Source organism: Saccharopolyspora montiporae, assembly GCF_015209505.1.
Taxonomy (GTDB): Bacteria; Actinomycetota; Actinomycetes; order Mycobacteriales; family Pseudonocardiaceae; genus Saccharopolyspora; species Saccharopolyspora montiporae.
In genome coordinates this window covers 59345-72275 of record NZ_JADEYC010000015.1, presented here as the reverse complement: position 1 = coordinate 72275, position 12931 = coordinate 59345, and the positions used below count along the sequence as shown (strand labels likewise).

Here is a 12931-nt window from a genome sequence, read left to right as displayed (position 1 = left end):
CTTCGCAGACCGGGCGCGGCGCCGGTGGCCCCGCGCGCTGCGGGCCACCGGCGCGGCGGGTCGTCAGCGGGCCAGCATGCGCCCGGCGGACTTGAGGGTCTCGCAGCCCGCGGCCACCCGGGCGGCCATGTCCTGCTCGGCCACCTTGAGGTAGGTGCGCGGGTCGTAGCTCTTCTTGTTGCCGACCTCGCCGTCGACCTTGAGCACCCCGTCGTAGTTGCGGAACATGTGGTCGGCGATCGGCCGGGTGAACGCGTACTGGGTGTCGGTGTCGATGTTCATCTTCACCACGCCGTAGGAGACCGCCTCGTGGATCTCCTCCAGCAGCGATCCGGAACCGCCGTGGAAGACGAGGTCGAACGGCTTGGAACCGGCGGGCAGGCCCAGCTTCTCCGAGGCGACGTCCTGGCCCTGCTTGAGGATCTCCGGGCGCAGTTTGACGTTGCCCGGCTTGTAGACGCCGTGCACGTTGCCGAACGTGGCGGCCAGCATGTAGCGGCCCTTCTCGCCGCCGCCGAGGCTGGCCACGGTGCGCTCGTAGTCGCCCGGCGCGGTGTAGAGCTTCTCGTTGATGTCGTTGGAGACGCCGTCCTCCTCGCCGCCGACGACACCGACCTCCAGCTCCAGGATGATCTTGGCCTTGGCGGCCTCGGCCAGCAGTTCCTGGGCGATCTCCAGGTTCTCGGTCAGCTCGACGGCCGAACCGTCCCACATGTGCGACTGGAACAGCGGGTTCTCACCGCGGTTGACCCGCTCCTGGCTGATCCGGATCAGCGGGCGGACGAAACCGTCCAGCTTGTCCTTCGGGCAGTGGTCGGTGTGCAGCGCGATGTTGACCGGGTACTCGGCCGCGACGACGTGCGCGTACTCCGCGAGCGCGGTGGCACCGGTGACCATGTCCTTGACCTTCGAGCCGGAGGCGAACTCGGCGCCGCCGGTCGAGAACTGGATGATGCCGTCACTCTCGGCCTCGGCGAACCCGCGCAGCGCCGCGTTCAGCGTCTCCGACGAGGTCACGTTGATGGCCGGGTAGGCGAACTCCCCGCTCTTCGCCCGGTCCAGCATCTCCGCGTAAACCTCGGGGGTCGCGATGGGCATCGGTCATCCTCCTTGAGGTGGAGTCGGTCGTGGTGACGGGAGTTGCAGCATCCTACGAGGACCCCGGGCGCAGCCGGGGACGACATCACGGACAGCGCTGCATTTCGCCGTACAGTGCCCCAGTCGGAGCAGTTTTGGAAAGCCGGTGACAGGATTCAGAACTGCCCAGATCCGTGTGTACATCCTCACACGCAGCGCATTCGCTCCCCAGTCGGGAGAAGCGCTCAGCCGGCGGACGTCCAGGAACCGGTAACCGCGTGCCACTCGCGGACGTCGGTGCGCGCGAGGACGCCGGCCTCGGCGTAGGGGTCGGCGGCCAGCACCCGCTGCAGCTCGTCCGCGTCCGCGACCTCGTAGATCAGCATCGCCCCCGCCTCGTCGGCGTAGGGCCCGGCTGCGAGCAGCACACCCCGGTCGGCCAGGCCGCGGGAGTACTCCCGGTGCTGCGGGCGCACCTGGAGCCGCTGCTCCCGGTCGTCCCCGTACACCAGCTGGACCACGAATGTCGCCACCTCGACCTCCAGTTCGCCGTCGTTGATCGGGCACGACGCTACCCGGTCGGCGGACGCCGCCGAGTCCGCAGCCGGTATGTTGCAGACGTGTCCGGTGATCAGCAGCGCGCCGCGGAACGCAGTGTCCAGCAGACCCTCGGGCACCTGCGCGCGATCGACGGCGGCCCGGGCGAGGACCCGGACCGGCCGCTGACCCTGGAGGACGTCTACCGGCAGCAGCGGATGCGGATGGTGCGCCTGGCGATCCTGCTGGTGGACGAGCCGGCCACCGCCGAGGACGTGGTGCAGGAGGCGTTCACCGGGCTGTACCGCAACTGGTCGGGCCTGCGCGATTCCCGCGCGGCGATCGGCTACCTGCGCACCGCCGTGGTCAACGGCAGCCGCTCGGTGCTGCGCCGGCGCAAGACCGCGCGCGACTACCAGCCCCCGCACCAGACCGACGCCCGTTCGGCCGAGTCGCTGGCGATGCTCTCCGCCGAGCACCGGGCGGTGGTGGACGCGCTGTCCGGACTTCCGCGCAGGCAGCGGGAAGTGCTCGTGCTGCGCTACTACGGCGACCTGTCCGAGGTGGAGATCGCCGAGGCCACCGGAGTGTCCCGCGGGACGGTCAAGTCCACCGCCAGCCGGGCGCTGGACGCGCTGCAGAAGGCGATGGGCACCGGCTGAGCCGCACGATGGGTGCAGGACCGGAGGGAGGTGCCCGCGTGGCGGGTTCGGCGACGCTCACCGGCGCGAACGTGGTCACCCCGGAGGGCGTGCTGCAGCACGGCTGGGTGCAGGTGCGCGACGGGCTGATCGCCGGCACCGGTGCGGGCGCCGCGCCGGAGTCCGGCACGGACCTGGACGGCTGCTGGCTGGTCCCGGGCTTCGTCGACCTGCACTGCCACGGCGGGGGCGGGGACTCGTTCACCGCCGCGGATCCCGCGCAGGCCCGGCGGGCGGTCGCCGCGCACCGGGCGCACGGCACGACCACGACGCTGGCCAGCCTGGTCTCCGCACCTCCGCCGGAGCTCGCCACGCAGGTGCGGGTGCTGGCCGACCTCGTGGACGAGGGGCTGCTGGCGGGCGTGCACCTGGAGGGGCCGTTCCTGGCCGCGCGGCGCTGCGGAGCGCACGATCCCGCCCTGCTGCGCGCCCCGGACGCCGGGACCGCGCAGGACCTGCTGGACGCGGGCCGCGGCACGATCCGGATGGTCACCCTTGCGCCGGAGCTGCCGGGCGCGCTGGAGGCGGTGCGGCTGCTGACCGGGTCCGGAGTGCTCGCCGCGCTCGGGCACACCGACGCCGCGCACGACGACGTGCGGGCCGCGGTGGACGCCGGGGCGAGCGTGGCCACGCACCTGTTCAACGGGATGCCGCCGCTGCACCACCGCGAACCGGGCCCGGTGGGCGCGCTGCTGTCCGACGAGCGGGTCACCGCGGAGCTCATCTGCGACCTCGTGCACCTGCACCCCTCGGTGGTGCGGCTGGCCGCGGACGCCGCGGGGCCCGAGCGGATCGTCCTGGTCACCGACGCGATCAGCGCCGCTGCGGCCCCGGACGGGCAGTACCTGCTCGGCGATCGGCCGGTGACCGCCCGCGACGGCCAGGCGCGGCTCGCGGACGGTTCGCTGGCCGGCAGCACGCTGACCATGGACGCGGCGGTGCGCAACCTGGTCCGGGAGTGCGGGGCGACGATCACCGACGCGGTGGCCGCAGCCTCGGCGAACCCCGCCCGACTGCTGGGCTTGGACGACCGGATCGGGCGGATCGCCCCGGGAATGTCCGCCGATCTCGTGGTGCTGGACCGGGAGCTGGAGGTGGTCGGCGTGCTCGTCGGCGGCGAACCGGTTCCCGGCGCCGGAGCCGCTCAGTAGGGTCGCGGGGATGAGCTCGCCGGAAGCGGAGAACGTGCTGTCCGCGGCGCTGCGCGCCCAGGCCGGCGGCGGTGGTGGCGCCGTCCCGCCGCAGGCGCCCGTGCCCGGGAGGCCCCCGCGCCGGCGGCTCCCGGTCCGGGGTGTGCTGGTGTTCGCGCTGGTCCTCGGCCTCGCCGCCGGAGCCGTGGTCGCCGCCTGGACCGTGCTGCCGCTGCACCTCGGCTGATCGGCACCGCGCGGAACCCCGGTTCGCCGCGGTTCCCCGTTCCGGAGGAATCGACCCAACCGGACCCCGCGGGATCAATCACCCGGAGTAATCGGACAATTGCCTCGGCGTCACCGCCCGGGCGTCGCGTCCGGGCGACCGGGTTTACCGTGGAGCACCGTGACCACCGCATTCCCCGCGATCCTCGACGCCGCGAGCACGTCCTCCCTCGCGCTGCTGCCCTCCTGGCTGGACCCGGAGAACATCATCCGGTCACTCGGCGCATTCGCCGTGATCGGCGTGTGCCTGATCATCTTCGCCGAGTGCGGTCTGCTGATCGGCTTCTTCCTGCCGGGTGACTCCCTGCTGTTCGTCGCCGGGCTGTTCGTGGCCACCGGCGCGATCGCCACCCCGCTGTGGCTGGCCTGCCTGCTGTTCGGCGCGTGCGCGCTGGTCGGCAACATCACCGGCTACTGGATCGGACGCAAGCTCGGCCCGGCGATGTTCAACAAACCGGACTCCAAGCTGTTCAAGCGCGAGCACGTGGACAAGACGCACGAGTTCTTCGAGCGCTACGGCGCCCGCGCGATCATCCTCGCCCGGTTCGTGCCGATCGTGCGCACGTTCATCACCGCCGTGGCGGGGGTCGCGAAGATGGACCCGAAGAAGTTCTTCACCTACTCGGCCGTCGGCGCCGTGCTGTGGGCGATGGGCGTGACGGTGCTGGGCTACTTCCTCGGCAACATCCCGTGGATCAAGAACAACCTCGAAGCGATGGCCATCGTCATCGTGCTGGTCTCGGTGCTGCCGATCCTGCTGGAGTACGTCAAGGCACGGCGCGCCAAATCCCGCGCCGCGGTGGCCCACGACGATCCGGACCCGGTGAACTGACGCCGCGGCTCGGCTACCAGGCGGCATCCGGGTCGGCGTGCTCGCGGATCCAGCCGTGCATGACGATGCCTGCCGCCACGCCCGCGTTGACCGACCGGGTCGAGCCGAACTGCGCGATGGAGACCACCAGGTCGGCCTCGGCGCGCGATGCGTCGGACAGACCCGGTCCCTCCTGGCCGAACAGCAGCACGCAGCGCCGCGGCAGCGCGGTGCGCTCCACCGGCTGCGCGCCGGGGGAGTTGTCCACCGCGACGACCGCCAGGCCCCGCTCGGTGGCGAACGCGCGCAGGTCCGCAGGGGTCGGCTGGTGGTGCACGTGCTGGTACCGGTCGGTGACCATCGCGCCGCGCCGGTTCCACCGCCGCCGGCCGACGATGTGCACCGCCGCCGCCGCGAACGCGTTCGCGGTGCGCACCACGGTGCCGATGTTGTGGTCGTGCTGGAAGTTCTCGATGGCCACGTGGAACTCGTGCCTGCGCATGTCGAGATCGGCGACGATCGCGTCGCGGCGCCAGTAGCGGTAGTGGTCGACGACGTTGCGCCGGTCGCCGTGCTCCAGCAGCTCCGGATCCCAGTGCTCCCCCGCCGGCCACGGCCCGTCCCACGGTCCGACGCCGACCGACGTCCCCCACTCGGTGGGGCCGAGCTGCTCGGTCACGCCAAGCCCAGATCGGCGAGGCCGAGCAGCGAGCGGTACGGCAGGCCCGCGGCCTCGATCGCCTCGCGCGCCCCGGTGTCCCGGTCCACGACGGTGGCCACCCCGGCGATCGCAGCGTCCTCCGCGCGCAGCGCCTCCACCGCGGTGAGCACGCTGCCGCCGGTGGTGGACGTGTCCTCCACGGCCAGGACGCCGCGGCCGGTCACGTCCGGCCCCTCGATCCGGCGCTGCATCCCGTGCGCCTTGGCGTCCTTGCGCACCACGAACGCGTCCAGCGCGGCACCGGGGGCGTGCAGCATGGCCGCGGCCACCGGATCGGCACCCAGGGTGAGCCCGCCGACCGCGGCGAAGTCCCAGTCGGCGGTCAGCTCGCGCAGCAGCGACCCGATCAGCGGGGCCGCGCGGTGGTGCAGCGTGGCGCGGCGCAGATCGACGTAGTAGTCGGCCTCCTTGCCGGAGGACAACCGGACCTTCCCGTGGCGCACCGCGAGTTCGCGGACGAGCCCGGCGAGCTCGGTGCGCTGCTGTTCATCCACCTCGACCACGAGGTTCGAGCATACCGCCCGGTCGCACCGCGCCCGCCGACGGCGGGGCGTCAGGTGCGGCCGGGCACCGTGGCCGTGACGACCAGCCGCTGCAGCTTCTGCGGGATGAGGCGGCCGATCGCCACCAGCGCCTTGTACTGCGGGCTCGGGATGGACACCGCCTTGCCGGCGCGCAGGTCGGCGAGCGCCTCGTGCACCACCCGGTCGACCTGCAGCCAGAACACCTTCGGCAGCCTGCCCATCTCCAGCCCGGCGCGCTCGTGGAACTCGGTCCGGGTGAATCCCGGGCACAGCGCCAACACCCGCACCCCGCTTCCGGCCAGCGCGGTCGCCAGGCCCTGGGACAGCGTGGTGACGTAGGCCTTGGTCGCGCTGTAGGTCGACCCGGACACCGGGAAGAACCCGGACACGCTGGAGACGTTGACGATGTCGCCGCTACCGCGCTCGCGCATCGCCGACGCGGCCGCGCGGGTGAGGCCGAGCACCGCTCCCGCGTTGAGCTCCAGCTGGTCGTGCAGCTGCTCGCCGGGGATGTCCCAGAACATCCCGGACGTGCCGTACCCGGCGTTGTTGATGAGCACGTCGACGGGCCGCTGCGGGTCCGCCACCCGCCGCTCGACCGGCTCGCGCGCGGCCGGGTCGGCCAGGTCCGCGGCCAGCACCTCGACCTCGACCCCGTGCCGATCCGCCAGTCGTCCGGCGAGGTCGCGCAGGCGCTGCTCATCGCGCGCGACGAGGATCATGTCGTGGCCCTCGGCGGCGAGCCTGCGCGCGAACGCGCGGCCGATGCCGGAGGTCGCTCCGGTGACGAGTGCGGTAGGCATGCACCGAACCTATCGGACGGCTACCGGTGCCCGCGTTCGCTGCCGCAGCGGTCAGCTCTCGGCTTCCTGCTCGGCGGGCTCGTCGCCGGCGCGGCCCGAGCGCTCGTCCCGGTCCACCGAAGCGCCGACCCGGGCGTCGTCGCCCTCGGTTCCGGTGTCGTCCTGGCCCACCGGCTCGTCCTGGCCCACCGGTTCGTCCCGCGCATCCCGGTTGGGGGCGGTGTCGGTCGGGTCGACGACGTCGGCGAGATCGCCCAGCGCGCGCAGCAGCTGCTCCAGCCGGCCCGGATCGGCGTCGCCCGGATCCACGGCGGCCAGCACCCAGTCGCCTTCCAGCCACACGACCGGAACGTCCTGCCCGGCCCCCTCGACCGCGTCCACCAGGTCGGGGGAGATGAGCCTGCGCGCGGCGGCGACGTCGGTGACGAACGCGTACCGCGGGCCGACCGGGCCGAGCAGGTCGAGTTCGGAATCCTGCGGAACCGGGACCTCCGGCAGCCAGAACTCGGCGACGACCGGGGTTTCCCTGCGGCAGCGGATACCGGTCAGCACCGCGACCGGTTTGCCGGACACCTCCAGGTCGAGCACGGAGACCTGGCGGCGGCCGTCCCCGGTGAAGGTGGAGCCGGCCACGACGTCGCGCGCGACCGGGCCGCTGTGCTGGGCGAGCACGCCGTGTTCCCAGCGGGTCGGCAGGACCTGGTCGGTTTCGGCGAACTGCCATCCGCGCAACGCGGCCCAGCGGCGCCGCTCCCGGTTGTTCGGGGCGCGGTGCGTTCGGCCGACGAGCAGGACCACCACCCCGGCCAGGACGGCAACGGCGGCGACGACGAACCAGAGCCACGCAGGTATGCCCACAGGGGGCAGGGTAGTCGGCGGGGACGCGTTCGCGAAGATCACCTGGCCGATCGACCGCTGCGCACCGGAACCGGCCGACGTGACCAGCCCGGACGCACCCGCATCACCCGGCGGAGGGAGCACCGCGGCCGGTGCCGACGGTCAGGGCGCCGTTGTCGTCGGTCACGTCCACGACGACCTCGTCCCCGTCGCGCACCTCGCCGCCGAGCAGCTTGCGGGCCAGCTCGTCGCCGATCGCCGACTGCACCAGCCTGCGCAGCGGTCGGGCCCCGTAGACCGGGTCGAAACCGTTGAGCGCCAACCAGTCCCGAGCCGCGGGCTGCACGTCGAGGGTGAGCCTGCGATCCGCGAGCCGCCGGGCCAGCCGGTCGACCTGGATGTCGGCGATGGACGTGAGTTCCGCGGTGGTCAGCGCGCCGAACACCACCACGCCGTCCAGCCGGTTGAGGAACTCGGGCTTGAAGTGCCCGCGCACGACCGAATGCACCGCCTCCTTGCCGTCCTGTTCGGACAGGGCCGGGTCGGCGAGCGCCTGCGAGCCGAGGTTCGAGGTGAGCACGAGGATCGTGTTCCGGAAGTCGACGGTGCGGCCCTGCCCGTCGGTGAGCCTGCCGTCGTCGAGCACCTGCAGCAGCACGTCGAACACGTCCTGGTGCGCCTTCTCCACCTCGTCCAGCAGCACCACCGAGTACGGCCTGCGCCGCACCGCTTCGGTCAGCTGCCCGCCCTGGTCGTAGCCCACGTAACCCGGCGGAGCGCCGACGAGCCGGGCCACCGAGTGCTTCTCGGCGTACTCGCTCATGTCGATGCGCAGCAGCGAGCGCTCGTCGTCGAACAGGAACCCGGCCAGCGCGCGGGCGAGCTCGGTCTTGCCCACCCCGGTCGGCCCCAGGAACAGGAACGAACCGGTGGGCCGGTCCGGATCGGCGACCCCGGCACGGGCACGGCGCACCGCATCGGACACCGCGCGCACCGCCTCGGCCTGGCCGACCACCCGCGCGCCGAGCTCGTCCTCCATGCGCAGCAGCTTGGCCGTCTCGCCCTCCAGCAGCCTGCCCGCGGGTATCCCGGTCCAGGAGCTGATCACATCGGCGACGTCGTCCGGGGTGACCTCCTCCTGCAGCATCGCCTTGCGCTCGGCCTGCGCCGCGGCGGCCGAGTCCAGGTCCTTCTCCAGCCCGGGGATCCGCCCGTAGCGCAGCTCGGCCGCCCGGCCCAGATCGCCGTCGCGCTCGGCCCGGTCGGCCTCCCCGCGCAGCTGCTCCAGCTGGGTCTTGAGATCGCGGACCCGGTCGATCGACTCCTTCTCCTGCTGCCAGCGGGCGGTGAGCTCGGAGAGCTTCTCCCGCCGGTCGGCCAGTTCCCCGCGCAGCGCGGCCAGCCGGTCCAGCGAGGCCGGGTCCTCCTCCTTGGCCAGCGCCATCTCCTCGATCTCCAGCCTGCGCACCGCGCGCTCGACCTCGTCGACCTCCACCGGGCGCGAGTCGATCTCCATGCGCAGCCGGGACGCGGCCTCGTCCACGAGGTCGATGGCCTTGTCCGGCAGGAAGCGCGCCGGGATGTAGCGGTCGGACAGGCTCGCCGCGGCCACCAGCGCGCCGTCGGTGATCCGCACGCCGTGGTGCACCTCGTAGCGCTCCTTGAGCCCGCGCAGGATGGCCACCGCGTCCTCGGTGCCGGGCTCGCCGACCAGCACCTGCTGGAAGCGCCGTTCCAGCGCGGCGTCGGTCTCGATGTGCTCGCGGTACTCGTCCAGCGTGGTGGCGCCGACCATGCGCAGCTCACCGCGGGCCAGCATCGGCTTGATCATGTTGCCCGCGTCCATCGCACCCTCGCCGGTGGCCCCGGCACCGACGATGGTGTGCAGCTCGTCGATGAACGTGATCACCTGCCCGGCGGATTCGGTGATCTCCTTGAGTACCGCCTTGAGCCGCTCCTCGAACTCCCCGCGGTACTTCGCGCCGGCCACCATCGACCCGAGGTCCAGCGCCACGACGCGCTTGCCGCGCAGCGAATCGGGCACGTCGCCGGCGATGATGCGCTGCGCGAGACCTTCCACGATGGCGGTCTTGCCGACACCGGGTTCGCCGATGAGCACCGGGTTGTTCTTGGTGCGCCGGGACAGCACCTGCACCACGCGGCGGATCTCGGTGTCCCGGCCGATCACCGGGTCCAGGTCGCCGCTGCGGGCGCGCTCGGTGAGGTCCTGCCCGTACTTCTGCAGCGCCTGGTAGGTGCCTTCCGGGTCGGGGCTGGTGACCCGCGCCGACCCGCGCACCGCGGAGAACGCCTCGGTGAGCGACTCCGGCGTGGCGCCGTGCTTGCGCAGCAGGTCGGCGACGCGGCCGCCGTCGGCGGCCAGACCGACCAGCAGGTGCTCGGTGGACACGTACTCATCGCCGAGCTCGGTGGCCAGCCGCTGCCCGCGGGTCAGCGCAGCGACGGCTTCCCGGGACAGCTGCGGTGCGGAAACCGTCGCCCCGGTGGCCGCGGGGAGCGCGTTGACCAGCTGCTCCAGTTCGGTGCGCACCGCGGCCGGGTCGGCGCCGACCGCGGACAGCAGCGGCGCAGCGAGACCGTCGGCCTGGGCGAGCAGCGCACCGAGCACGTGCCCGGGCGCGACATCGGGGTTGCCCGCGACGGTCGCCGCCTGCACCGCGGACGAGATCGCCTGCTGGGTCTTGGTCGTCGGGTTGAACGCGTCCATTCCTCACCTTCCGCCGAGCGCGCGGGTCCGCGCAGGACCGACCACTGAATCAAGGATACAAGAAAGTTGAGCGCTGTGGACTCAACGAGCCGCGGCACGCAGATACCGATTTCATCCAAAACTCACCCGAAAAGCTTGTTGCGGTGACGCGGCAGTGCTGCACTGACCGGTCATGAGCCAGATCACAGACCTACCGGCGGGCGGACCACCGGCCGGACCGCACCAGGTACTCGCCCAGGGCGACGCCGTCTCCGGGATCGAGGACGCCATCAACCGGTGGTTCAACCCGATCTCCGAAGCCTTCTCGAACATCGTCTTCGGCGAGGTCCAGGTCTTCGGCGCCTCGGTGCCGTGGATCGTGGCCTGGCTGGCGATCGCCGCTCTGGTGTTCACGATCGTCTTCGGCGTCGTCCAGTTCCGCCTGTTCCCGCTCGCGGTGAACATGGTGCGCGGCAAGTACACCGACAAGAGCGAGCCCGGCGAGATCAACCACTTCCAGGCGCTGTCCTCGGCGGTGTCCGGCACCGTCGGCCTGGGCAACATCGCCGGCGTCGGCGTCGCGGTGACCGTCGGCGGGGCGGGCGCCACGTTCTGGATGATCGTGTGCGGCCTGCTCGGCATGGCCACCAAGTTCGTGGAGTGCACGCTGGGCGTGCGCTATCGGGAGATCGCCGCGGACGGCACCGTCTCCGGCGGGCCGATGCACTACCTGCGCAAGGGCATCGCCGAGCGCATTCCCAACAACCTCGGCGCCGCGCTGGGCCGGGTGCTGGCCGTGCTCGCCGCGGTGATGATCCTGTTCTTCGCGCTGGCCGGCGGCAACATGTTCCAGGCCAACCAGATGTTCGCGCAGCTGCGCGATGTCAGCGGCGGGGACGCCGGACCGCTCGGCTCGGACGGTGCGGCGCTGGGCGTCGGGATCGTGCTCGCCCTGGTCATCGGCGCGGTGATCATCGGCGGGATCAAGTCGATCGGCGCGGTGACCAGCAAGCTCGTCCCCGCCATGGCGGTCGTCTACGTGCTCGCCTGCCTGACCGTGATCGGGGTGAACATCACCTCGGTGCCCGCGGCCGCCGGCGAGATCATCAGCGGAGCGTTCAGCCCGGAGGCCGGGTTCGGCGGCGTGCTGGGCGTGCTGGTGGTCGGGTTCCAACGGGCCGCGTTCTCCAACGAGGCCGGAATCGGCTCGGCGCCGATCGCGCATTCCGCGGTGCGCACCAAGCACCCGGCCACCGAAGGCATCGTGGCGCTGCTGGAACCGTTCATCGACACGGTGATCATCTGCACGATGACCGCGCTGACCATCGTGATCGCGCAGCCGCAGTTCTGGATCGAGGGCCAGCAGACCGTGCTCGGCGGCGGCGACGAGCCGGACGGCGTGACCGTCACCTCGGAAGCGTTCGCCACCGTGCTGCCCTGGTTCCCGTACGTGCTGACCCTGGCGGTGGCGCTGTTCGCGATCTCCACGATCATCACGTGGGGCTACTACGGCCAGCGCGCCTGGGAGTACCTGTTCGGCAAGGGCAGGGCCCGGATGCAGGTCTACAACGTGCTGTTCTGCCTGGGCGTGGTGATCGGCTGCGTGCTCACGCTCAGCAGCGTGCTGGACTTCGCCGACGCGGTGCTGTTCGCGCTGGCGCTGTTCAACATCATCGGGCTCTACATCCTGATCCCGGTGGTCAAGGAGGAGCTGGCCAACTACCTGGGCAAGCTGCGCAGCGGCGAGATCACCCGTACCGACCGGGACGAGACCGCCCAGCGCTGATCCGGACCGCGCGGGGCGGGCGGCGTTCTCGCCCCGCGCGGTCGCGGCTCAGCCCTCGCGCACCGCCTGGATGTCGATCTCCACCCGCAGCGTCGTGCCGATGGCGGCGATCCCGGTCTGCAGCGCCTGGTTGAAGGTCATCGCGAAGTCCTCGCGGCGCAGTTGGGTGGTGGCCGAGGCGGAAGCGCGGGTGCCGCCCCACGGGTCCGGGCCCACACCGGCGAACCGGGTGTCCAGCCGGACCGGACGGGTCACCCCGCACAGCGTCAGTTCACCGTCCAGGTCCCACCGGTCGGTGCCGCGCCGGGTCAGCGCGGTGGAGCGGAACGCGATCTCCGGGTGGTTGGCCACGTCCAGGAAATCGGCGCCGCGCAGGTGGTCGTCCCGCATCGCGTTGGCCGTGTCCACACTGGACGCGGCGATGCTCACCTCGACCGCGGACCGCTCGACCGGATCGGCGACCAGCACCTGCCCGGAGAAGTCGGTGAACCGGCCGTGGATGCTGCTGATCCCCAGGTGGCGGGCGGTGGCCAGGATCGAGGAGTGCACCGGGTCGATCCGCCACCGGCCGGGTTCCGGCAGCTCGGCGCCCCCGGCCCGGCGCAGTTCCACGGCGCCGAGCTCGCCCGGACCGCCCGCGGTGACCAGGGTCGTGCGCGCCACCGGCTCGTGGCCGACCGCGGTGACGATGGCCGTGTAGGTGCCGGGCGCGACGTCCCGCACCACGACGGCCCCCTCCGCATCGCCCTGCACCCGCGCGACCTGGGCACCGGTCGCGTCGACGACGGTGAGCACGGCTTCCGGGATCGGCCAGCCGTCGGCGGCGCGGACGCTGCCCGTCACCGCGCCACCCGCGGGCTCACTGCCCGGCACGGCCTCGTGTCGGCCGTGGTCCATGTGCAACATCTCCCTCTTTCGACCCGGATCCCGGGTCGTGCCGGACCGCCCCCGTCCCGATGCGGGGGCCTGCGCTGGATGCCGGGTGCGGGCCGATCCCGGCCCGCACCCCGGC

13 protein-coding genes are annotated in these 12931 nt (G+C 72.2%); 5 read left to right on the top strand and 8 right to left on the bottom strand.

What is annotated here, in order from left to right:
* Nucleotides 1–63 precede the first annotated feature (63 nt).
* Nucleotides 64–1098: a class II fructose-bisphosphate aldolase gene (gene fbaA, locus IQ251_RS09775; RefSeq protein WP_193928178.1), complete on the bottom strand. Its 1035-nt coding sequence runs from the start codon at nucleotides 1096–1098 to the stop codon at nucleotides 64–66.
* 224 nt (nucleotides 1099–1322) lie between these two features.
* Nucleotides 1323–1610 carry a YciI family protein gene (locus IQ251_RS09770; RefSeq protein WP_193928177.1) on the bottom strand — a complete coding sequence of 96 codons (288 nt, stop codon included), beginning with the start codon at nucleotides 1608–1610 and terminating at the stop codon, nucleotides 1323–1325.
* A gap of 87 nt (nucleotides 1611–1697) precedes the next feature.
* Here IQ251_RS09770 and IQ251_RS09765 point away from each other — a divergent pair, with 87 nt between their 5' ends.
* From IQ251_RS09765 to IQ251_RS09750, 4 genes are all read left to right on the top strand, one after another.
* A complete protein-coding gene (locus tag IQ251_RS09765) occupies nucleotides 1698–2276 on the top strand; it encodes a SigE family RNA polymerase sigma factor (RefSeq protein WP_193928176.1) in 579 nt (192 codons plus the stop codon).
* Between the two features lie 38 nt (nucleotides 2277–2314).
* Nucleotides 2315–3466 (top strand): N-acetylglucosamine-6-phosphate deacetylase, encoded by a 1152-nt coding sequence (gene nagA, locus IQ251_RS09760; RefSeq protein ID WP_370591307.1) that lies wholly within the window; start codon nucleotides 2315–2317, stop codon nucleotides 3464–3466.
* Nucleotides 3467–3476: 10 nt separating this feature from the next.
* Complete coding sequence (locus IQ251_RS09755) at nucleotides 3477–3692, top strand: hypothetical protein (RefSeq protein ID WP_193928174.1); 216 nt, start codon at nucleotides 3477–3479, stop codon at nucleotides 3690–3692.
* Between the two features lie 159 nt (nucleotides 3693–3851).
* Nucleotides 3852–4562: a DedA family protein gene (locus IQ251_RS09750; RefSeq protein WP_193928173.1), complete on the top strand. Its 711-nt coding sequence runs from the start codon at nucleotides 3852–3854 to the stop codon at nucleotides 4560–4562.
* 13 nt (nucleotides 4563–4575) lie between these two features.
* Here IQ251_RS09750 and IQ251_RS09745 read toward each other — a convergent pair whose 3' ends face one another.
* The 5 genes from IQ251_RS09745 to clpB form a co-directional block, all read right to left on the bottom strand.
* Nucleotides 4576–5220, bottom strand: a complete 645-nt coding sequence (locus IQ251_RS09745; protein WP_193928172.1) for a TrmH family RNA methyltransferase — start codon at nucleotides 5218–5220, stop codon at nucleotides 4576–4578.
* Nucleotides 5217–5765: an orotate phosphoribosyltransferase gene (pyrE, locus tag IQ251_RS09740; protein WP_193928171.1), complete on the bottom strand. Its 549-nt coding sequence runs from the start codon at nucleotides 5763–5765 to the stop codon at nucleotides 5217–5219. Before pyrE ends, IQ251_RS09745 begins: the two co-directional genes overlap by 4 nt.
* Nucleotides 5766–5815: 50 nt before the next feature.
* Nucleotides 5816–6589, bottom strand: coding sequence for an SDR family NAD(P)-dependent oxidoreductase (locus tag IQ251_RS09735; RefSeq protein WP_193928170.1), 774 nt, complete (start codon nucleotides 6587–6589; stop codon nucleotides 5816–5818).
* A gap of 51 nt (nucleotides 6590–6640) precedes the next feature.
* The gene (locus IQ251_RS09730; RefSeq protein WP_370591306.1) at nucleotides 6641–7447 is read right to left on the bottom strand and encodes a TtfA family protein; all 807 of its coding nucleotides are present in this window, start codon (nucleotides 7445–7447) and stop codon (nucleotides 6641–6643) included.
* A 103-nt stretch (nucleotides 7448–7550) separates the two neighbouring features.
* Nucleotides 7551–10154: an ATP-dependent chaperone ClpB gene (gene clpB / locus IQ251_RS09725; protein ID WP_193928169.1), complete on the bottom strand. Its 2604-nt coding sequence runs from the start codon at nucleotides 10152–10154 to the stop codon at nucleotides 7551–7553.
* A gap of 172 nt (nucleotides 10155–10326) precedes the next feature.
* Here clpB and IQ251_RS09720 point away from each other — a divergent pair, with 172 nt between their 5' ends.
* Nucleotides 10327–11919: an alanine/glycine:cation symporter family protein gene (locus IQ251_RS09720; RefSeq protein ID WP_193928168.1), complete on the top strand. Its 1593-nt coding sequence runs from the start codon at nucleotides 10327–10329 to the stop codon at nucleotides 11917–11919.
* Between the two features lie 48 nt (nucleotides 11920–11967).
* On the opposite strand, the gene IQ251_RS09715 is transcribed toward IQ251_RS09720, so the two are convergent.
* Nucleotides 11968–12825 carry a YceI family protein gene (locus tag IQ251_RS09715; protein ID WP_370591305.1) on the bottom strand — a complete coding sequence of 286 codons (858 nt, stop codon included), beginning with the start codon at nucleotides 12823–12825 and terminating at the stop codon, nucleotides 11968–11970.
* Between the last annotated feature and the right edge of the window lie 106 nt (nucleotides 12826–12931).

Excerpts from the sequence above, each read along its gene's own strand:
- IQ251_RS09735 (WP_193928170.1), bottom strand. The coding sequence starts at position 6,589 with ATGCCTACCGCACTCGTCACCGGAGCGACCTCCGGCATCGGCCGCGCG.
- fbaA (WP_193928178.1), bottom strand. The coding sequence starts at position 1,098 with ATGCCCATCGCGACCCCCGAGGTTTACGCGGAGATGCTGGACCGGGCG.
- IQ251_RS09715 (WP_370591305.1), bottom strand. The coding sequence starts at position 12,825 with ATGTTGCACATGGACCACGGCCGACACGAGGCCGTGCCGGGCAGTGAG.
- IQ251_RS09720 (WP_193928168.1), top strand. The coding sequence starts at position 10,327 with ATGAGCCAGATCACAGACCTACCGGCGGGCGGACCACCGGCCGGACCG.
- clpB (WP_193928169.1), bottom strand. The coding sequence starts at position 10,154 with ATGGACGCGTTCAACCCGACGACCAAGACCCAGCAGGCGATCTCGTCC.
- IQ251_RS09755 (WP_193928174.1), top strand. The coding sequence starts at position 3,477 with ATGAGCTCGCCGGAAGCGGAGAACGTGCTGTCCGCGGCGCTGCGCGCC.